The following is a 21,269-nucleotide window of genomic DNA, read 5'->3' as shown; positions in this document are numbered from 1 at the left end:
CACTCCCGGGTGTACCGCGGCTTCACTCCAACGCGATCCAGTGAGTCGTGAAGGCGGTCGGCTCACCTTCGCCGGCGGGCCGTTCGTACACGCGGATGCGATATCTTCCTGGAGCCAAGTCCCTGAACAGCACGACCTGACGGTCTGAGTAGCCGCGTCTTGCCAGGAGGTCCCCGTCACGGAACAGCTTGAATGCGAGTTGGACATCCGACGGCGCGTGTACCTTGAGCCGCACAATTCCGGAGTCCTCGGTGGACGTCAGCCGGTAAGGCAGCGCCTCCTCATTCTTCCCACTGACGAACTGTTCCAGATTCGCCGCGAGAAACAAACGATAGACCGATCCGATGTCAGCATGCGACAGGTCCGAAAGCGCAGTCACGGACGGCGCAGGAAGACCCATAGCCGTGAGCTCCGCCACGAGTGGTTCGACGTGGTGTCGGAGGTGGTGGTCATTCTGCCCCACGAGAATCGACGTTGGAGGGATGCGGTCAGCGCTGAGGGCAACACGCTGCACGATGCCGTCGAGGTGCTCGATGTCCTGCTCCGATGTCCCTCCGGCCATGAACTGCAAAATGTTCGGATGCGGGCCGGCAACAAAGCTGCCGATATGGGTTTGGGGGGCGCCCACAATGATCCGCCCGAAGGGGAAAGCCATCCCGTGAATCAGGGCAGCGGTGCCCCCCTTGGAGGAGCCGACGGCGACAAGCTTGTCCGGAGGGACATTGTGCTTCCGCGCTATCCAGTCGATCAGTGCTTGGACTGAGCGGAAGATTGCCTCGGACCGGTGATCGGAGTGGTAGTAGGCTCCTTGGTCGCCGAAGTCGTCGAGGATGTACAGGGCGCTGATATCGACTTCGTCGACCGTGGCCTTGTAGTTGTAGGTGAAGTCTCCGGGCTCATTGATAGCACTGAAGACGACGGCAAGATACTCTCTGCCTCTTGCGCTGCTTCCTGGTCGGAACTGGTAGTTCAGGGGTACCTCGCCCAAGAAGCGCGACCAACCGGAGGAATCAGGGGAGAGGCGCGAGCTGTAGCTGAATTCTCCGAACCGGATTCTCGTTTTCACGCAGGCGCTTTGGCCGTTGAACGAGACCGCTATGACTTTCGCAGGGACGGCCTCCCCGAACTTAGGGAAGCGCCACCCGAGCGGACGTGGCTTCTTGACTCCCTCATGAAGACTGAGCGACGTCGGAACGTCTGCTTCGATGAGAAGGTCCATCACCTTCTTGCCCCCGTGGAAGAGTTCGAAGCCTTGGCCGTGTAGCACCACCGACACGTCGACGCCAATATTCCAAAGCAACTGGTAGGTGTGCTCGTTCTCACTGAGGATCTCGTCGGTCAGATCGAACTCGGGCACCCCGGCCTGCTCGCGTACGTCCACAATCCGGCGATGGACGACGTCGTCGTAGCGACCATTGGTACCCTCGACGGTGAAGCCGTCGGGACGCTCCTCCAGAGTCCGTAGCAATACCGTTTCTGCCCGCTGGTCAGTCCTAGGCAGGCTGATATCGTCTACTACAAGGCTATTGTGGGCAAACTGAGAGTACGCGTATCTGGAGAACGGGTCTTTGTAGTCGTAGCTGTAGGGCCCGGACTCACTCAGCAGATCCACACCCTTGCTGCGAAGAAAGAAGCTGAGGTCGTCAGAATGCTTGTGGTAGTCCGCATTATAGGCAGCCGAGAAGAAGGCGAACGTCGCATCCGGATCACCCCACGCGCTCCGGTAGATGGCGTACCCAGAGTCGGGTAGGACAAGCGTCCGTTCCACCGGACAACTTCCCCGATTGCCTCGTGTCGATGCGTACTCGAAATCGCCGCTTTGAAAGACGGTGTTCGCACCGCTCGTTGCTATCCTATTCTGTTGCGTATCACTGACCGGCGGATATGTTCCGCTTGGCATGAGCGCGTGAGTGGCATACCGTTCAGCGTTGAGAATCAGCTTGTCGTAGTAAACGACATCTGCATGGGCCGCAGCGACGGCTATCTTCCGAACATTTCCAAGTTGCCTGCTCACCATGAGGTGATAGGTGGGGGAGTTCTCCACGTGAACTCCGTCAACCGTGAAGCATGATTCGAAATAGGTCTTCAGCCGCTTCATGGAGAGGTGGAAGTAGCTTAACCGCCGCTTCTCCTGCTCGTCCGTAGCCATTATGCTCCAGTACAGCAGCGCCAGATCCTGGAACATTCCGTGATTGTTCCCGGTCGAGTGAAAGCTCTCTTGGGCAAGAATCTCCGCGGTCTCGCACATCAAAACGTCGAAACCGCGTTCGTCGAGGGCCGATCCGCTGTTGCGAAAGGCGTGGTCAAGAGCAATGAGGTTAATCAGTCGTTGCGCAGTAGTTTCATCGTGAAAAGCCATCTCGGTCGCGCGGGAAACATGTCGATGCATTTCTGACCATGTCCTCACGATACGTCGAGCGGCCGCGGCAGCAGCACTTGCCGTGGTCACATCAGCTAGAAGCGTTTTGGTCCAGTCACTAAAGAACAAGAAACCGTGAACGTATCTTCCCTGGCTGCGCGGCTGGTCTTGCCGCCAAATGCGCCCATCGTCGAACCTCAGGTCTCCGAAGGCGACGGATGAAATCAGCTCCTGGTCAACGAAGGAGGCCGCACGCCGGCGAGCCGCCTCGCCTGCTGTCGAGGGCAGCTGGGCAACAACTTCCGGCCGCATCGCAGTAAGCCATTCAGTATCCAACGTTCTCCCTCGGCATGTCGTGCTGACCACCTCCGCGCTCTGAAATCGATGATCTGCGCTTTGGTCCTTGGCAAGTCTAATCAGCTGTGCGGCCGAGGTCGGCACTAGGACCACGAGACACGGGCCCACTCGTGGACTGAACGCCAGGAACGCGCGTCGCGACGGGTAGAGTGCTCGGTGGTGACCTGTAGGACATACGAGGGTGGTTTTATGCAGCACGCGAACGATATTCGGGTCGAACCAGTGATTGGGCATATAGCGCCGCTTCTCGCAAGAAGAGGAAGATCCTCTACTCCATCGCCGCCGAATCCGGACGCCACCCCGACCGCGGACATGCTCCGCTTCGGCTATTTTTCTTCGTCTCCATCTCCCTCGCGGCAAAAGATTGCAACAATCGTACACGACGAGCTTGAGCGTGAAATCGAAGCACACTATATGACGATGCCGCTGGCGCCGTCGTTCATTCGGCAGACGTTGCGCGATCACGACCCGCACGTGGTGGTCATTCATCGGGATGCATTCGTGCAGGGGCAATGGTTCGGGGCGGAGCAAGCGGCTGGCGGAACCATGTTCGAGGAGTTGCAGGGAATCATACCTTGGGCCTCCGAGCGCCAAGCGACAGTGATCTTCATCGACAACGGCAGGGCTCCGCAGCTGCACACGGAGAAGCTACGTCAAATCGGCTCACTCCATTTCCCCAGCACCGACTTCTTTGAACGTGTCCCCGAGATGCCTCGCCGAAGCGCAATCTACGAACTAGCGCAGAAATTTGGGAAGAATGCCTAACACATCCGAAGCCACTCTCCCGACCGGGCGCGACATCATATATTGCGGCGGCACTATCCTCGGTCCTGAGGATCGAGACTTGGATGAGTTGCTCATTCGCAGTATTACGGAGCGCGGATACCGCGTTTCGCTGATTTTCCAGGCGCCCCAGGATCGCGAGGCTGCCGAATCACATTGGGCATCGGAGCCGCTCGTCGATATACCGCCGACAGCTGATGGACTGGAGACTCCCGAGCAATTCGCGTTGTCTGTAGCGAATGGCGATGAATTTACGCGCGCTTCCGCGATCTTTTCGAGAGGGCTATCAATTTCGAGGTGCCTTGCCGCACACCCGCGCGTCGCCCCGCTCCTCTTCGCGGTACTCCCGAATCTCGAGCTGAAGGCCCAACTTGAAAAAGGTCGAGCCGGGCGGCCCTACCTGTCTGAGGTAACGGACGGGGCTTGGCGCGTGATCGTCGGGAGTGACGATCTTAGGCGAGAACTAGCAGCCGCAGTACCTTCTCAGGGCGGGCGCAGGATATTTTCCCTCATGCCACCCGGTCGAGACCATACAGCCTGGGATTCGAGCCGACCCTCTTTGATCGATGATCCAGCCCATCAATTGGGCACTATCGTGAACCTCAGTTTCGCTAGTCGACGGATATTGCTGTCGTGCGATCTTGGAGTCGAGCGCGATTTCGAGCACAAGTATCAATTAGCCGTCGATGCTGCGACGTCTGACACTCACTTCATTCTTCTGCACTACTCGCCACCTGGGACATCGAGTTTCGCTCTGCCGCGCGGCAGGAGTGAGCATGTAAGTGTGATCGAGGCTGTGCCAGCCCCTCACCATCTCTATCAAGAGGTCGTGCTTCCTCGTTACGCCGCTTGGCATGTTCTAGTGGCGTCTGAGCAGCTTGATTGCGCTGTCATAGTCGTCGGCGACATGGACACCGGTCACCACTGCCTCCAAAGCAAAACAATGGCACCGAAGGTTTGGCAGGTGGTCGACTTCGACGGCGTCGACGACCTTCAGCGTCTGAGGGAACCTCTAGCTATGGCAGTGCTGTCCGGTGCATCTCGCCTGATCGTTGCGGACGAGGGCAGTAGGGGTCTGCTCGAGGCGCGTTTCCCAGAAGCGACCGCCAAGACTGTAGTAGTTCCATGGGCCAGTAGTGGCGCTAGCGCCGTTCTCCATGATTCTTCGAGTGATGCGGTGCGCCAGCAATTCGCCCTCGAACTCTCCAAGGCCCTGCCCCGATTGTCCGGACCTGAATTCTTAGGGGATCGGTCGAGGATCCTCTTTGCTGGTCATGACTTCAAGTTCGCGGGTGAGCTTCTTGGGATGCTCGCAGCGCGCTCAGACGTAGAGCTACGAGCAGATCTCTGGGAAAAGCAAAATGTCCAGGACGAAGCGCGAAGCGAGTTACTGCTTGATTGGGCGAACGTGATTTTCTGCGAATTTGCCTCGCACAACGCGGTCTGGTATTCCTGGGAGAAGAAGGAAACCCAGTTCTTGGTCGTTCGCTTCCATGGCTATGAATTGTATTCGGACTGGATAAAAGACGTCAACTTCGCAAACGTCGACATGTTCGTCTTTGTCTCCGAGTTCTATCGCGATCAGGTTATCGAGGCCTTGGGATGGCCTATCGAGAGGACCGCTGTCATACCCAATGCGGTCGATGCCCTCGATCTTCAAAGACAGAAGATGGAGGGGGCGCGCTTTCACCTAGGTATCGCCGGGATAGTGCCAATACTGAAACGGCCGGACAGGGCTCTCGACCTACTCGAATTGCTTCTGGAGTCGGACCGCCGGTACACGCTGCACATCAGAGGACGGTCGCCATGGCAGTACAAGTGGATGTGGGACAACCTCGACGTCCGTGACGCATATGAGGCCTTCTACGATCGCATAGCCTCGAATCCCAGACTGCGAAGCCGTGTTGTGTTCGAAGAATTTGGGCCCGACATGGGCAGGTGGTTCCAGAAGATCGGGTGGGTTCTTTCGCCGAGCACCCGAGAAACTTTTCACCTAGCTCCGGTGGAGGGCATGGCTTCCGGTGCTGTTCCGGTGGTTTGGCAGAGGGAGGGCGCGAACGAAATCTTCGGTCCTACCTGGGTTCATTCCAGCACGGAAGAGGCGGCCAATCACATCATCGAGACCAATCGTTCAACAGACAGTTTTACGGCCGCCTCATCGGAGGCGCAGGTGCGCGCTTCTGGGTACGATATTCTGCCTGTCGGCGACCGTTGGCTTCATTTGCTGGCTTCGGCTGCTCTACGGCCGCGCGAGGCGGTACCTCTTTCGATTACGGTCGAGCGGATGAAGCATCTTTTTCTGCAGTCTCCAACGAGCAGGGGCCTCGGGCGGTTGATCTCGGTGCTGCTCAGGGACGGCCATGACGAGGCGGTCGAGTCGCTGGTTCAATCGCACCCCGAGCTGGTCCGGTCCCTACCAGCATCTCTGCTCTCCGCCACACTTCGCACATCCGCCGTACAAGCGATACGAAAGGGTTCGTTGCAGATCCCTAAACGCGCTGAAGGGGCAGCCTACCTTCCGGATCGTCGCCGGGTCCTGCACGTCGTTGAACCCGCGATTCTGACAACGTTCGCTTCACAGGAACAGCTGGACTACGCTACGGCAGCCGCACCTGCAAACTCGCATGTTCGGTTCGCTGCAGTTACTCAGGCGGTTGGTTTCACTTCCTCGGAGCAATCAGTAGCGACAAATCTAAGAGCACAAGACTGCGAAGGGCCGGAGATGGTGTACGTGCCTCTGGTTGGTATCAGTGATGTGTCCTTCGATCAGTACGTTCTCACAGCTGCAGACGCTCTCGTCCGGCAGGCACGCATCTTCCGGCCGGCATTCGTGCGTGCTAGACGCGAGTACTCGATCGCTCTCCCCGCATTGATCGCCGCACGGCGCATAGGCGTCCCGTTCGTCTGCGACGCCGAACTCGACAGCTTGGCGGTCGATCCATATGTTGACAGCGTCGTTCTTGCAGAGGCAGACGCAACTTGGGCGACCGGTGAGGATCCAACTGCGTGGTCGGAACGAGCATCGCGACACTACTCGCTATCTCTAGCTACCCACCCTGGTAGCGCGCTCAAGCAGCTCCGAGTGGGAATCATCGCTGACGACTTCACTTCTGCCACAATCGCCAACTCCTTCAACAGTTTTCGTCTGTCAAGGGCTGAAGGGTATCTCGAAGTCGCCACCCTCAATCTGGATGCGGTGTTCGTCGAGTCTGCGTGGGAGGGCCATGGCAGGGAGTGGTATCGAGGCATTGCTCACTACGCGGATCAGGACGAGGACATCCTCCGTATCGTCAAAGTCGCACGGAAGCTTGGCGTCCCACTCCTATTCTGGAATAAGGAGGATCCAGTCCACTTCGGAGCGTTCCGTAAAACGGCAGCTCTTATGGACCACGTTTTCACGACGGATGCCGATGTCATAGGTCGGTACTGGCAGAACGAGCAATCCGTCAATAAGACTGTCGCGTCAATGCCCTTTTACGCATCTCCCGAGATTCATAACCCCCTACCAGCGAATCGCCCGTACGAGCACTCAGCTAGCTTCGCGGGGACTTTCTACGGGCAGCGCTTCAAGGACCGGTCGGAGGAGCTGAGCGCCATGCTCGATACGGCGAGTCCGTTCGGTCTTGCAATATACGATCGCCAGGTGAATGTGGCAAACACCCCGTACCACTTCCCAGATGATCTCGCGCCGCATGTGCGACCGGGAGTGTCGTACGCCGACGTGCTCGACGTGTATAAGGCACACCCTGTGAACATCAACGTCAACTCGGTGAGCGACTCTCCCACCATGTTCTCGCGGCGCGTCGTCGAAGTGGCGGCGAGCGGCTCCTTGGTGCTCAGCGGGAAAGGGCGGGGGATATGTGAGCAGATCGAGGATATCGAGGCGTCGGGTTCACCAGAGCGTTGGCAGCACCTGTTGAAGAGGTGGATGAATAATGAGAACGATCGGTTGGAGGACAGCTGGAAGCAGTTGCGTTCTGTGGCTCGATCTCACTTGGCGGAGCATGCGCTGGCGATAATGTTCCGCACCGCCGGTATGAACGTGTCGCTTGAAACCCAGCAGAAGTACGTCCTGACCGCGGAAAGCGCAGACCTCGATCTGCTGACATCAATACTCGACCAAACCGTTATGCCAGCCGGAATTGTTGCCTTCAATCCACCGGCGTCATTCGTGCGGACGCTCGCTCATGAGGGAATCACGCTGCATCAGAGCCTTGACGACGTGCCGATGGGCACATGGATCGGTCAACTCGATCAGGTACCACTGAACAGCTACTACGAAGACCTGCTGTACGCAACGAAATTCGGCGAATGGGACCATCTGTCGGCACGGTCTCTTCGTGACGGAGAACTCCGAGGAACATCAATACTTGAACTCTCGGACAGCGGAACCTTCCCCTCGCTCGCCTTACGCGAGGCGGGGTGCAATGATGGCCCACTCAGGCACCTGACCTGGATCTACCCCAGTTGACGTTGGCTGCATTCAGCTACCGTACAGTCAGTCTGCAGCGCATCTCGTGCAGCCAGTTCAGTCACATATCCATGGGCGTCTCATTGCGGGCGGTTGGGCCCCCCATCCGCCACCTTCGGGCACGTTCTGCTACTAAAAATTATCCTGTCAATTCTGCGGACGTTGCGGTCCACACGAGGAAGCAAGTATCGACCGATTCGCAGTCCCCGGGGAATCGGTCGATGCTGGCTGCTTCCCAGGGCTCGAGCTTGCGTTCATCTGGGCCAAAGGAAGGCCCGGGTGCTGCCGGTCTAGGCATGGCGCAGCCGAATAGGGCAACCGTGGCTAGCTGAGAGGTAGAGCGCAGTATGGCTCGCCGACGCTGCGACGCGCTGTTCCAGTGGGGGAGGCGTCGTCGGCTCACCCGGTGATGCGCAGAGAAGTCAACAGATCCTATGCCCCTCCACGACGAAGAAGCCCTAGCCATGCGCTGAGGACGAGCGCCCCGGGGCTGGTCTGGTGGGACGCCGCAAGTCGGCGTCGGGCTTGTCTGTCAGGGTTGCCGCCAAAACTGTCAATGTCGGTGCCGATGATGCGTGCTGGTACTCCTGTGACGACGCAGTTGTCGGGTTCCTCAGAAGCACCACCGAGTCGGCTCCGACGACGACGTTGCCGCGGGATTCCCCACCGACGCACTGCGCGCCGGGAGCGATGAAGACGTCATTTCCAATGACGAGGAATCCGTTTCCTCCGGTGCGGACACCCAGAGTGAGGTTCTGGGCGATCACGCAGTTACGCCCGATGACCGAGGGCGGATGGATGACGGTGCCGCCGATGCCGAGTCGGGTTCCTTCACCGATCCGTGCCTTGAGGGGAATTTGGCAGTTGTATTCAGCCCGCATGAATTGCTCGACGACATATGCGCCGGTAGTCAATTCCTCAACATGCAGCGCAACGATCACTCCGCTTTCTCGAGAGGAACAGCCTTGATACGATCCGATCCTTCGGCAAACGTCGCCGATCTAGGTCCCCTCTTGGCCCTTTCAGATCTAGGCTCGCAACCACAAGTTCGCCGAACAAAAACCGTCACAGTCGGCTTCATCTTCCGCGCCCTTGACGACGGCCTGTTAATATCGCGTACTTACCCGCGTCTCCTGCACGACTCCATGATACTAACGGCCTGCAAGAAAGGAGAGGCGGGATAGAATCTGCGCTTCTGAAGGGTTTGAAAGGAATCCCATGTCCAAGAGCACGGATTTCCAACTATCGCCCTGCTCAACAATGGCGGAGAGAACACGACCCACTACTTCACGGGGAGGCGAGATATGTCCGGTTCCCCATTTGTCGATCAACACCTGCGAAGACCTATTGGCCGGGCTAAGGATGTAAGGCAAGAGATGGTCCCCGACATGTGTATCAGAGCTGTTTTGAAGGAATATCACGTCCTGCGTGTCGAGCGGCACCTTCCTCAGATCCGACACTATGTGCTCGCTCAACGAAGTGTCACTCGGTGTACTGGACGGTTTCCCCCAGCATAGCGTGAGGTACTGGTCTACGACACGCGGAATATAGTTGGCGAGGATGGTTTGGGGGTTGATCGCAACCACCTGGGAACTTGGAAAATGTTGCGCGTAGTAGATCGCGGCAAATCCGCCGCCTGAGGCACCGAACAGCAGCGTGCGGCTCCCGCCTGCGGCGGCGACGAAACGGCGAAGAATCCCGGGAAGCTCCTTTTGCATTGGGAAGACACTCGATCCGGCGTACCAGCCAAGCTGAAGAGACGGATGAGTGTATAGGCATGCATCGAAAACCGATACCGTGTTCGTTGGCAAGGAATCGAACGTCGGTCCCGCCATGAAGCGAGGAATTTCCCGAGTTGCCATGCCCAAAGCCGCGTTAAAAACGATTGATGTCGATTCCGCGCCCTGCGGACTATACAGGATCTCGAGTGGCAGACCGCCGCAATCAATGATGTGCAGCCCTGGGGGAAGTGTGTTCGCCGCGTAAAAATCCTCGATCGACCGGTGCGGGTGGCTTTCAACTTTCAAGCGCGATACGTTACGGACGGATTTGAACGCACCGCCTGAATTCGCCTCCGCTGAAGTCGTGGAGGTATCGATCCATGCGCCGAGCACCTCCACGGAGCGCGCCTCCCGAGACCAGGGCACGACCGTCACCCCATCGCAACAGACACCCGGGGGAAGCCTAAGCGAAATTCGGGCGCGAGACTCTGAGCTCAACGGAACGTATGCAAAGTGGCCGGCTGTGGGATTCTCGGAACGCATCACACCCGCTTCTCGTGGGTTCTCAAGTACCCCGTTGAGGCTGAAGCGCAAAAGGACGGCGCGATCTCCCACCGCTGACCCCAACTTGGTGCTGAGTTCCACTGAGAAAGAACCAGTTATCTGTCCAGTCGAGAGGTGAATCTCCTGATTCAGCAAAGCCGGAGCCGACAACAAGTTGTTCATAGAATACCTTCCGGAAAGTCGGGCGGGGCGATCATGCTCAGCGATGACCCCCACTATTCTTTATAGAGGAATAGCCGAAATCGGCGGCAGTTACGACGGGGAAATCTAGACACTTCACGTCGAGAAGCAGACCGGAGCGAAGGTGAGTCCGGCAGGCCTTCCCGACGTGTTGGGCTCTACTGACTGGCTCGTCGTGAGGCTGGATGCCGTAAGACCCTAGCTGCCCGTCAATGTGACCGACAATTTTATCGGAAGCAATCGCCTCGGCCAGCTTAGTGGCCCCATTTCGAGAGACAATATATCCATCAGTTCCCCAGCCCTTCATTGATTCTGGTCGGGACTGCAATCTGTCCCACAATGATGAGTGGCTCCCTCCATGGTGTCCTGTAGTGAGCGCGGACATTCGTTCGTTGACGAACAACACATCGAATTTGTCGATGCAGGATATCGATTGTGAGATGTCTTGGAGGCTGAAGGGTAACGCGTCATCTTCTAGAATGAGTGCAAAATCGTGTCCAGCTTCGGCAATTGTTTCCCAGGCGGAGATGTGACTAAGGGCGCAGCCTATCGCTCCGGCTCCCAGGGTGACACCCGGCCCGGCAACCGCTTGACGCACGTCCGCCGGGCTCAAGTCATTCCCGTTGGTCGCCTCAACTCTTTCCGGGTAAATTCCCAAAGTGGGGAAAAGGGTGCTGGACAGGGTCAGTTTCCGTCGATCGCGTTTCAAGTTCACGACCAGTGCTGGAACTTCTATGCTCTGACCGCTGAATTTCGCTGCGTGCTCCACCCGCCGGGCCATCACCTGCCAGAAAAAGGGATTATCAGGAGGCGTCAGGCTTTCGAGTTCGAGAAGCTGGTCGCATGCTTCCCATGCGCCGGCGACGGCAGCAATGCGTGCAAGGCGTTGTAGCGCCTGCTCGGATTGCCCCAGGCCGTGCTTACTCAGGAAGGTGGGTAGCTCAGCCTTGACCAGATCGACCTGCGCATCCGCTAACAAGGCTTCCAAATATATCGAGGCTACGTAACCGTCTTGAGGGGCCTTGGAGTGCAATTGGTTGAGATATTCTGACGCGAGGCCGAAATCATCCGTCCGGCTGGCGAACTGTCGCAAAGCGATCGCCGCTAGCGCTGGCAGCAGACCTTTCCGGCGATAACGGTCGAGCACGTCCAGAGCCGTATCAGGGCCGCGGTGTTGATGGACAGCTTCTATATAGAGTAGAAATTCAGTTCTATTCGCCTTGGCCTCGTCGATGTTTACTGCATCAAATTTGCGCTCAAGGTCGTCGTTGAACTTGACATTCGCCGAATTTGTTGTCATACGTGATTCCGTTTCCTTATTCTTCTGCGCCTGTGCAGCAGGGTGGGAAGGTAGAAGGCCATGTTGCGACCGGAATCGCGTGAGATAGTTGCGGCGAGGGGCGATGCCGAGCGGTGGAGCGGCGAAGATGCCTCGTGCTCTGGTACTGCCTCTGGCCGAAAGAGCGGGGACAGGATCAGCTGACAGCTATTCGGACATCTCTAAGCGCGTTGAACTCTTTCTTGCGGACGCCAACTACTAGAAGTTCGGCAATTGCGCATACGGATCTATCGGCGGCCAACCCATCACCGTACGGGTTGATTGCGTGCGCCATTGAGTTGTACCGCTCGGCGTCGTTCAGCAATCGGTCTACTTCATCGACAATGCAATTCTCGTCAGTTCCGATCAGCGCTACTGTGCCTGCATGTACTGCTTCCGGCCGCTCCGTGTTCTCCCTCATGACAAGCACCGGCTTGCCGAGGCTTGGAGCTTCCTCCTGGACGCCACCGGAATCTGTGAGCACCAGGTGGGAGAGGGATAGGAGGCGGGTGAACTCTCCGTATGCAAGCGGCTCGGTCACCAGGACGTTGGGTTTTCCTTCGACCGCGGGAAGAACGGCCTCGCGTACGACCGGATTCTTGTGGGCAGGCAGGACGATCATCAGATCCGGCTCAGCGTCAGCGATCCGCGCGAGCGCACGACCGACGCCCTGCATGGCGTTTCCCTGGTTCTCCCTGCGATGCGTGGTGACGAGCAGGATGCGTCTTCCGGAGACGGCAAGATCCTCGAGTCGCGGGTCAGAAAACGGGACCTCCTTCTGGACGGTGTTCAGAAGGGCATCGATGACGGTGTTACCTGTCACCACAATGTCCTTGTCAGGGACGTTCTCAGCGAGCAGGTTAGCCTTGCTCGTCGAGGTCGGCGCGAGATGAAGGCTTGCGATCTGCGAGGTGATTTTCCGGTTGGCCTCTTCGGGGAAGGGGGAGAACAAATCGCCCGAGCGCAGCCCCGCTTCGACGTGAACCACTGGAATCCCGTGGTAGAACGCGGCGATCGCTGCGGCCGTGGATGTGGTGGTGTCACCCTGAACAATGACGGCCGCAGGCTTGTCGGTTTGGAATAGCCGATCGAGTCCGTCGATTGTACGCGTCATGATTGCGCAAAGTGACTGGCCCTGCTGATGGATGTTGAGATCGTGATCGGGTTCGATGCCAAAGAGATTATTGACCTGATCCAGCATGGTTCGATGCTGCCCGGTGACTGTGACGACACACTGAAAGTGCTTCGATTCCTTGAGCGCATCGACGATTGGTGCCATTTTGATGGCTTCGGGCCGGGTCCCATAGATGGGCATGATCCTGAGCAAGCGCGTCCCCTGACTGCCTAGAAGGTGCGGCTTTAGCGTAGCCCATGCGTAGCTCGACGCTGGCAAACACGTAATGTGGCGGCGAGCCGAGATGGCAGGCGTCGATCTTGCGTTTTTCTTGCGGGATTCCTGCGGCATGCAGGCATTTACCAAGTTCTTCGTTCGACGGGTATCGCGTCTATGGCCTTCGCCGTACAGTCGGGGCACCTCCGCATCTTGCTGGGGCGTCGGCGCTGGGCCGACTCGACTTAGCTTGCGAGCCGGTTACACCGGCCTGGTTTTGCTTAGCGGTTGTGGAGCGTTCCAAGTGCTTGCTTGGGACAATGTGCGTTTCGGCGCTGGCTGCTGGGGCCGGTCTGTAGGGGAGAAGTACCTGTGTCTCAAATCAAGTCTGTACATATCGCTGTTGCTGCGTTTAGTGCGTTGCTGCTGTCGGCTCCTGGTGCAGGACCGGCAAACGCGGTCGAGGGGGCGTCGATAGCCCCTCCAACTGTCCTGGTGGGGGCGCCGCTTTCGGCGGTGACGGATGTGAAGGCGGTTCCGGCCGGCTCGACGGGGGCGACGTTGTCGTGGACGATCCCGGGGACTGCGGCCTACAAGTCGGTCATGATCCGCAGGAACAACGGCACAGTGGCACCCACGTCTGTCACGGCGGGCAGGCTCATCACCAGTGCCGCGACGCCCAAGACGACGGTCACCAACACCGGGCTGCAGGCCAATACGACGTACTCGTACGCCCTGTTCGCCTCCGACGGTCAGGGAAACTACGCCGCCGCGGCAACAGTCACGGTCACCACACCGAAAGAGGTCCTGGTGGGGGCGCCGCTTTCGGCGGTGACGGATGTGAAGGCGGTTCCGGCCGGCTCGACGGGGGCGACGTTGTCGTGGACGATCCCGGGGACTGCGGCCTACAAGTCGGTCATGATCCGCAGGAACAACGGCACAGTGGCACCCACGTCTGTCACGGCGGGCAGGCTCATCACCAGTGCCGCGACGCCCAAGACGACGGTCACCAACACCGGGCTGCAGGCCAATACGACGTACTCGTACGCCCTGTTCGCCTCCGACGGTCAGGGAAACTACGCCGCCGCGGCAACAGTCACGGTCACCACACCCGTCGACACTACTGCAGCTCCAACGCTTAGTGAGCAGCGACTCGTTCTTCGCAACAAGATCTACGCTGCCAAGCAGGAGTACGTGGATGCCCGTCCTTTCATCCCGCTGCTTGCGCGCGCTGACGGCCTCGACGTGAAGAACTCGATAGCTGATGGCTCGGTATCCCTGGACGGAGCTTCAGACGTGGTCACCGCCGCGTCGACGCAAGAGTTGATGACCGCGGCTGCGAAGGTCGTCGATTCAGAAAGCCTCCGAGCTGCAACCGTCAAAACGAGTGCGGAACGATTGAGAACGATCAAAGATCTCAGAGGCGCACAGCAGCAAGTAGCCACGAAGGCGCTCGCAGATTTCACTTCCGCGCGCATCACGCAGAGTGCTTTTGAAGCAATCAAGACCCGCACGTCAAACTTCAGTACCCTGTTAGCGGCCGACACGACGAGCCAGTTGAAGACCATTGGTCAGGTTCTGCCTGCCTCGCCGTTGCAGGCGGCGCAGTGGCGTGACGAGATGGAGACCGGCTCGGCAAATGTCCCGACAGCGCAGGGATGGGTCGGCTTCGCGGGAGGCTGTGCGTTACCAGTGGCCGAGGAGAAGTACATCCCGAGGCTGCCCACCAGTGGACCTGGCGTGGCAACTAACAGTTCGCTCGTCGCTGCAGCGAAATTGCGAGGAGGCTCGGACCCTAGGTTGTCAGGAATTCACGGGCAGATGCTACGCTCTGCTTCGGCTCAGGCGGACGAGGTGTTGACTCTCGAGCAGCTCCAGAGTGGTTTCTCGCCGCGTATCGCCAGACTCGGCTATGGGTGGCTCCAGGCAGGTGACGCCGAAGCCGGAAACGCACTGCGTGCGGACACGCGCCGCGTGCTGGAAGCCGGGCCGGAATCCATGAACACCCTCAGCGCCTCACATCTGTTGCTTGCGGCTGGGACCTCAACTGACTGGACCTCCTCGGTGGGCATGGAGGACACTGCGCTGATTCGGTGGATTGGTCCGCAAACCTGCCTGCACGCGGACCGGGAGAATTTTGTGGATGCCCCCACGAACATCGCCGCTCTCCACAACTCAGCCACTTTTGTGGCGGCGGCAGTATTCCTGGAGAACGCGCCGCTGCAAGCTGCGGCCCTCGCCAAAGAATCTCTCGTCTCGATCCAGCCAGCGCTCAAGCTCGTAACGACTGACGGTGGCACGGGCGAGGGCCCGGGTTACTGGACCTACCAAAGCCGTGCTCTTGCAACCCTGTATGCGACTTTGCCGAACGTATATGCCTCCAGCCCTCTTGCTATGCCGTCACTGGCTAAAGTGTCTGACTACGCGATGAACAGCACCGGTCCAGACGACCTGCCGACCCCCTTTGCAGATGCGGAACCTGACGCCTTGAGTCCGCTCATGCCGGCGTGGGATGCCTTCTCCCGGAAGGATCCAGCTGCAGCCGCCTGGGTGTCAGTGGAGCTCCAGAAGAAGCCCGATGCCTATCTGATGTGGTGGTGGACCGAGCCCGGTGATCTCCCCGCCAAGCGTGACAGCATATATCCGCACACCGGGCTCGCTGCATTGCACTCCTCGGAGGGGACGGCGACTCTCAAAGGCGGCGACAACAGCGTCAACCACGCCCATCTGGATCTCGGTACGTTGTCCTTCTTCCGCCGGGGGGTCCAATGGGCAGTGGACCCGGGTACTGAACTAGGGGAGCCGGCCGGATACTACGGCGACACTACGCGCTGGGGTTACTGGAAGCCCGGAACCAGCGCTCATTCCACGCTGATGGTGACCGGCACGAATCAGCCGGTGTCGGCCAAAGCGGTGACCGCCCTGCCCTCGTCGTCAACGGCGGTCGTGGACATGGTTCAGGCGCTGCCGGGCGCCAGCTCCGCTCGCCGGACATTGATTCACGGCAATGCAGCCTTGGTCGTGAAGGATTCCGTTCGTTCCAGCTCTGGAATTCCACTGACCTGGCAATGGGTTACTGATGCTGAAGTGACTATAGATGCGTCAAGCACCCGGGCGGTGATGACTAAGAAGGGTCAAACTGCCAATCTGCGATTCGACGGAGTGCCATCGGGCTCCGTGATTTCTGCCGTCACCGCTCCGGGTACGGCACCAGATGGGAGCAAATTGACGGTGATCAAGCTGACCATGCCCGCAACCGCGAGTCTGGACCTCACTGCCACCGTCGGCTAGGTGTGGGTGGTGGGTTCGGCTCAACATGATCGGTGTCCGCCGGCGGGCGAGCAGGCAGCGAAGTCTGTAGTTTGTGAAATCGCGAAAGCCTCGCGCGATCTCGGGGATGGGGCAGGTCTGGACCAAGGCAAGGATGTCCGCGACTAGGGTCCGGCCCCTCTTCGGCTTGACGTGATGGATCGAGCGCAGCTGCTGGGAGTTCTGCCAGGCGAGGCTCACGTCATGGTCCGGGTCACCGATGCTGAGTTCGGCATTCAACCGTGCGAGCGGATGATCGGTTAGGTGCTCGGTCCCGCATTGTAGGGCCGGGCGAATCCCGTATAGCGGACCCCCTTTGCGCCCGCGGTGCTTGGGGGTCCTGCCGGACCCGGGGACGGACGTCGCCGACCTCCATCGAGCCGAGCTTCGCGGCATGGAACGCGATTAAGACTGTGACGGACTAAGGGAGTTCATCACGAATCGTGTTCGTGTAGCCGCGGAACGGAGGGCAGACCGCGAACATCCGTTTCGATGGAGTGCCCGCCGGCGCCGTCCTGACGAGCTCACCTGCCCCGGAAACCTCGCGTACGGGCGCGCGCCTGACCGTGATCAAGCTGTCGATGCCGAATGTCTCGAGCCTCAACCTGGTCGCGACGGTCTGGTAGTGGTCGTTATTCGTCACGGCTAGCCCCTACTGTGGGACAGTGTCCCCATTCGTCGGAGAAATGACCGAGGCCGAGCTCCTCTCGCGGATCTTCCCCCGCCTCCCCGTCCCGGACGCCGTCCTCCTCGGCCCCGGTGACGACGCCGCGGTCCTCGCCGCCCCCGACGGCAGGACCGTGATCAGCATCGACACGCTCGTCGAGGACCACGATTTCCGGCTCCTGCGACCCAGCGGCCACTGCACTACCGGCTACGACGTCGGCTGGAAGTGTGCCGCCCAGAACCTCAGCGACATCAACGCGATGGGGGGCCGTGCAACGTCGCTCGTCGTCAGCCTCACCCTCCCGCCCACCACTCCCGTGGAGTGGGTCGAGGCGCTCGCCGACGGCCTGACCGCGGCGATCCGTGAGCTCGGCGCAACGGGGTGCGGCGTCGTCGGCGGCGACCTCGGGGCCGGGGCGCAGCTCGTCATCACCGCCGCGGTCACCGGGACGCTCGAGGGCCGGGAGCCCGTCCTGCGCTCGGGTGCGGAAGCGGGGGACACCGTCGCGGTCGCCGGCACCCTCGGCCGCGCCGCCGCCGGCCTCGCCCTCCTCGAGGACGGCCGCCCGCTCCAGGATCTCGGTGTATCGGGCGAGGAGCTCGTCGCAGCCCAGCTGCGGCCACGACCACCCCTGGCCGCCGGTCCCGCTGCCGCCGTCGCCGGCGCGTCCGCCATGCTGGACGTCTCCGACGGGCTCATGCGCGACGCCGGACGCATCGCGACGGCGAGCGCCGTGGGGCTCGATCTCGACCCGGCAGCGCTCCAGCAGTACGCAGGCCCGCTGGAGGAGACCGCGGCGCTGCTGGGCATCGATCCGATGGAGTGGGTGCTCGGCGGGGGCGAGGACCACGGACTCCTCGCCACGTTTCCGCCGGGGGTCCTGCTGCCGGCCGGGTTCACTGCGGTAGGCTCGACAGTGCCGGGCGAGCCGCTCGTGACACTGGCGTCGCAGGCCGCAGCTCTCAGGGGATGGGATCACTTTGCACACTAAGGTCACCGCGAACGCGCTCGCGATGAAGCGTTGGTTGAGCAAGGCCGAGGAGTCTCTCGGGAACCACAGCGACCGCCTGAACGCGATCAACATCTTCCCGGTGGCCGACGGCGACACCGGCACCAACCTCTACTGCACCGTCCGCACCGCCGCACGCGCCGCGCACGCCACCGACGCCGTCGACCTCGGCGAACTGCTGAGCATCGCGGGCCGCGCCGCCATGGAGGAGGCGCTCGGGAACTCCGGCACCCTCTTCGCCGTCTTCCTCTCCGCGCTCGCCGAACCGCTGCACGGCACCACGCGACTCACCAGCTCGTCGCTCGCGTCAGCGCTGCACCGTGCGGAGATCCGGAGCTGGTCCGCGCTCAGCGACCCCGTGCCGGGCACCATGCTCTCGGTCCTCGAGGCGAGCGCGCGCGGGGCGGCCGAGACCGCCTCCGGGCACGCCGGCGACGACAGCAACCACGCGCTCACGGTCACCCTCCGGGCCTCCGTGCAGTCCGCGCTGCGGGCCGTGGTGGACACGGAGAGCCAGCTCGGCGCGCTGACCGAGGCGAAGGTGGTCGACGCCGGCGGCGTGGGCTTCCTCCTCATCCTCGACGCGCTCCGCGCCGCGGCCCTCGGCGAGGAGCTGCAGGACGAACTCCTCGACGGCCTGCACGGCTACGACATCCAGGCGCCGCACATCCACCGGGGCGGGGACGCCGACGGCGTCGAGGTCATGTGCACCATCAACCTCAGCCCCCTGGACGCCGCCACCCTGCGCCTCCACCTCGACGAGATCGGCGACTCGGTGATCATGAGCGCCGTCACGGAGGTCGAGGAGGGCTACCGCTGGCGCGTCCACGTGCACGTCCCGGACGCGGCACCCGCGCTGGCCCTCATCCACGAGGCGGGAACGCCGGTCAACATCACGGTGACCCAGCTCGCCGTCCCGCCCGTCGGAGTCGAGGCCGGTGAGTCCTGACACGGTGCGGCCCGTGACCGGCACGGAACGGCAGGCGAGCGCGTCCGAGCTCGACGCATCGCTCGGGAAGCGCCTCGGCCCGGTGGCGAAGCACCTGGAGAAGTACTTCGGCATCACCACCGTGGGGGAGCTGCTCAACCACTTCCCGCGCACCTACCTCAAGCGCGGCGAACTGACGCCCATCGCGGAGGTCCCCGTGGACGAGGAGGTCACCCTGATCGCCCGCGTGCAGTCCGCCAACTCGCGGCGCATGCACACGCGCAAGGGGACGCTCCTGGAGGTGGTCATCACCGACGACGCCGACGGCAGCCTCGGCGGCATGAACCTCACCTTCTTCAACGGCTTCACCGCAGCCCGGGAGCTCAAGCCCGGCGTGCGGGCCATGTTCTCGGGCAAGGTCACGATCTACCGCGGCAGGCTCTCGCTCACCAACCCGCGCTACTCCCTGCTGGACGAGGGCGACGACGATCCCGCCCGCGCCAAACGCCCCATCCCGGTCTACCCGGCGGTCGAGAAGCTCAGCAGCGAGCAGATCGCCAAGGCCGTGGGCGTGGTCCTCGACACCCTGCGGCTCTTCGACCTCGACGATCCCATCCCGGCGTCGATCGCCCGCCGCGACAAGCTCATGAGCCTCGCCACCGCCTACGAGCTCGTGCACCGGCCGCCGCAGATCGAGGACGCCTACCGGGCCCAGCACCGACTCCGCTACCAGGAGGCGTTCGTCCTGCAGGCGGCCCTCGCCCGCCGTCGTGCGCTCGCCGCCCGGGAGGAGGCGACGGCGCGCCCGCCCCAGGCGGGCGGACTGCTGGACCAGTTCGACGCGAGGCTGCCCTTCACCCTGACGCAGGGACAGCACGACGTGGGCCGGACCCTCGCGGAGGACCTCGCCCGGAGCCACCCCATGAACCGGTTGCTGCAGGGTGAGGTGGGCTCGGGCAAGACCCTCGTGGCCCTGCGCGCCATGCTGCAGGTCATCGACGCCGGGGGACAGGCGGCGCTGCTCGCGCCCACCGAGGTGCTTGCCGCCCAGCATCTGCAGTCGATCACCCGGACGCTCGGGCCGCTGGCCGAGGGCGGCATGCTCGGCGGGGCCATGGACGGCACGCGCGTGGTGCTGCTCACCGGGTCCATGTCCACGGCGCAGCGGAAGAGATCCCTGCTCGACGCCGCCTCGGGGGAGGCCGGGATCGTCATCGGCACCCACGCGCTGCTGTCCGAGAACGTGCAGTTCTTCGACCTGGGCCTGATCGTCGTCGACGAGCAGCACCGCTTCGGCGTGGAACAGCGGGACTCCCTGCGGACCAAGGCCCGCACCTCCCCGCACGTGTTGGTCATGACCGCGACGCCGATCCCGCGGACCGTCGCCATGACGGTCTTCGGCGACCTCGAGACCTCCACGCTCTCCGAGCTGCCGGCCGGTCGGTCGCCGATCACGACGCACGAGGTGGGGCTCACGGAGCACCCGGCGTGGATCGACCGCATCTGGGCGCGCGCCCGGGAGGAGATCGACGCCGGGCGGCAGGTCTACGTGGTGTGCCCGAAGATCGGCGACAACGGCAGGGTCGACGACGACGCCCCAGAGGCGCTCTACGGGGAGCCGGCCGCGGACCGGAAGGCCGGGGGACCACAGGAGCTCACCAGCGTCGTCGCGCTCTTCGAATCCCTGGCCGGGATCCCGCAGCTGCAGGGCGTCACGAGCGGCATGCTCCACGGGCGGATGGACCCGCAGGACAAGGCGGACGTCATGGCGCGCTTCGCGGACGGCACCGTGCGGCTGCTGATCGCCACCACGGTGATCGAGGTGGGCGTCGACGTCCCCAACGCGACGCTCATGGTCATCATGGACGCGGACCGCTTCGGCATCTCCCAGCTCCACCAGCTGCGCGGGCGCATCGGCCGGGGCGGGCACGCGGGAACCTGCCTGCTCGTCACGAAGCTGGAACCGGAGCACCCGAGCCGGGAGCGGCTGGCGGCCGTCGCGTCCACCACGGACGGCTTCGAGCTCTCCCAGAAGGACCTCGAACTCCGGCGTGAAGGGGACATCCTCGGGGCGTCGCAGTCCGGCGGGCGCTCGGCGCTGCGCTTCCTGAAGATCACCCAGCACGGCAAGGTCATCGAGAAGGCACGCACCGATGCACAGGAGATCGTCGCCGAGGATCCTGACCTGCACGATTCCCCGGGCCTGGCGCTGGCGATCGAGCTGTACCTGAACCCCGAGAAGGAATCGTTCCTCGAGAAGGGCTGACCTGCGT

At 61.5% G+C, this 21,269-nt stretch carries 12 protein-coding genes; 6 read left to right on the top strand and 6 right to left on the bottom strand.

The features are described 5' to 3' along the window. Positions 1-22 precede the first annotated feature (22 nt). Positions 23-2,695 carry a heparinase II/III family protein gene (locus tag CXQ92_RS04000; protein WP_181033542.1) on the bottom strand — a complete coding sequence of 891 codons (2,673 nt, stop codon included), beginning with the start codon at positions 2,693-2,695 and terminating at the stop codon, positions 23-25. A 210-nt stretch (positions 2,696-2,905) separates the two neighbouring features. Between CXQ92_RS04000 and CXQ92_RS18035 the strand changes: the two genes are divergently transcribed. Beyond that, entirely contained in the window at positions 2,906-3,481 is a 576-nt protein-coding gene (locus tag CXQ92_RS18035; RefSeq protein ID WP_181033541.1) for a hypothetical protein, read from the top strand. A gap of 802 nt (positions 3,482-4,283) precedes the next feature. Beyond that, positions 4,284-7,970 (top strand): hypothetical protein, encoded by a 3,687-nt coding sequence (locus CXQ92_RS03990; RefSeq protein WP_146067377.1) that lies wholly within the window; start codon positions 4,284-4,286, stop codon positions 7,968-7,970. 458 nt (positions 7,971-8,428) lie between these two features. Here CXQ92_RS03990 and CXQ92_RS03985 read toward each other — a convergent pair whose 3' ends face one another. The 4 genes from CXQ92_RS03985 to wecB all read right to left on the bottom strand — a co-directional run bounded on the left by CXQ92_RS03985 (position 8,429) and on the right by wecB (position 13,068). Continuing rightward, the gene (locus CXQ92_RS03985) at positions 8,429-8,911 is read right to left on the bottom strand and encodes a hypothetical protein (RefSeq protein ID WP_104165446.1); all 483 of its coding nucleotides are present in this window, start codon (positions 8,909-8,911) and stop codon (positions 8,429-8,431) included. A gap of 210 nt (positions 8,912-9,121) precedes the next feature. Further along, a complete protein-coding gene (locus CXQ92_RS17770; protein ID WP_146067376.1) occupies positions 9,122-10,090 on the bottom strand; it encodes a hypothetical protein in 969 nt (322 codons plus the stop codon). Between the two features lie 364 nt (positions 10,091-10,454). Beyond that, positions 10,455-11,735, bottom strand: coding sequence for a glycosyltransferase family 25 protein (locus tag CXQ92_RS03980; protein ID WP_104165444.1), 1,281 nt, complete (start codon positions 11,733-11,735; stop codon positions 10,455-10,457). A 175-nt stretch (positions 11,736-11,910) separates the two neighbouring features. Further along, a complete protein-coding gene (gene wecB, locus CXQ92_RS03975; protein ID WP_306738398.1) occupies positions 11,911-13,068 on the bottom strand; it encodes a non-hydrolyzing UDP-N-acetylglucosamine 2-epimerase in 1,158 nt (385 codons plus the stop codon). Positions 13,069-13,455: 387 nt separating this feature from the next. On the opposite strand from wecB, the gene CXQ92_RS03970 reads away from it, so the two are divergent. After that, positions 13,456-16,374 (top strand): heparinase II/III family protein, encoded by a 2,919-nt coding sequence (locus CXQ92_RS03970; protein ID WP_146067375.1) that lies wholly within the window; start codon positions 13,456-13,458, stop codon positions 16,372-16,374. 439 nt (positions 16,375-16,813) lie between these two features. Here the strand turns inward: CXQ92_RS03970 and CXQ92_RS17765 are convergent, their stop codons facing one another. Continuing rightward, the gene (locus CXQ92_RS17765) at positions 16,814-17,035 is read right to left on the bottom strand and encodes a hypothetical protein (protein ID WP_146067374.1); all 222 of its coding nucleotides are present in this window, start codon (positions 17,033-17,035) and stop codon (positions 16,814-16,816) included. 43 nt (positions 17,036-17,078) lie between these two features. Between CXQ92_RS17765 and CXQ92_RS03965 the strand changes: the two genes are divergently transcribed. From CXQ92_RS03965 to CXQ92_RS03955, 3 genes are read left to right on the top strand one after another with little or no spacing between them, the layout of a single operon-like run. Then, positions 17,079-18,050, top strand: a complete 972-nt coding sequence (locus CXQ92_RS03965; RefSeq protein WP_104165439.1) for a thiamine-phosphate kinase — start codon at positions 17,079-17,081, stop codon at positions 18,048-18,050. Positions 18,051-18,072: 22 nt separating this feature from the next. Beyond that, complete coding sequence (locus CXQ92_RS03960; protein WP_104165437.1) at positions 18,073-19,017, top strand: DAK2 domain-containing protein; 945 nt, start codon at positions 18,073-18,075, stop codon at positions 19,015-19,017. A gap of 13 nt (positions 19,018-19,030) precedes the next feature. Then, the gene (locus tag CXQ92_RS03955; RefSeq protein ID WP_104166700.1) at positions 19,031-21,262 is read left to right on the top strand and encodes an ATP-dependent DNA helicase RecG; all 2,232 of its coding nucleotides are present in this window, start codon (positions 19,031-19,033) and stop codon (positions 21,260-21,262) included. Positions 21,263-21,269 lie beyond the last annotated feature (7 nt).

Source organism: Arthrobacter sp. SX1312 (assembly GCF_002929295.1).
Lineage (GTDB): Bacteria > Actinomycetota > Actinomycetes > Actinomycetales > Micrococcaceae > Arthrobacter_D.
The sequence above is the reverse complement of the archived record's forward strand: the minus strand, read 5'-3'. Positions and strand labels throughout refer to the sequence as shown.

Excerpts from the sequence above, each read along its gene's own strand:
- CXQ92_RS18035 (WP_181033541.1), top strand. The coding sequence starts at position 2,906 with ATGCAGCACGCGAACGATATTCGGGTCGAACCAGTGATTGGGCATATA.
- CXQ92_RS03965 (WP_104165439.1), top strand. The coding sequence starts at position 17,079 with ATGACCGAGGCCGAGCTCCTCTCGCGGATCTTCCCCCGCCTCCCCGTC.
- CXQ92_RS03980 (WP_104165444.1), bottom strand. The coding sequence starts at position 11,735 with ATGACAACAAATTCGGCGAATGTCAAGTTCAACGACGACCTTGAGCGC.
- wecB (WP_306738398.1), bottom strand. The coding sequence starts at position 13,068 with ATGCCCATCTATGGGACCCGGCCCGAAGCCATCAAAATGGCACCAATC.
- CXQ92_RS03960 (WP_104165437.1), top strand. The coding sequence starts at position 18,073 with ATGAAGCGTTGGTTGAGCAAGGCCGAGGAGTCTCTCGGGAACCACAGC.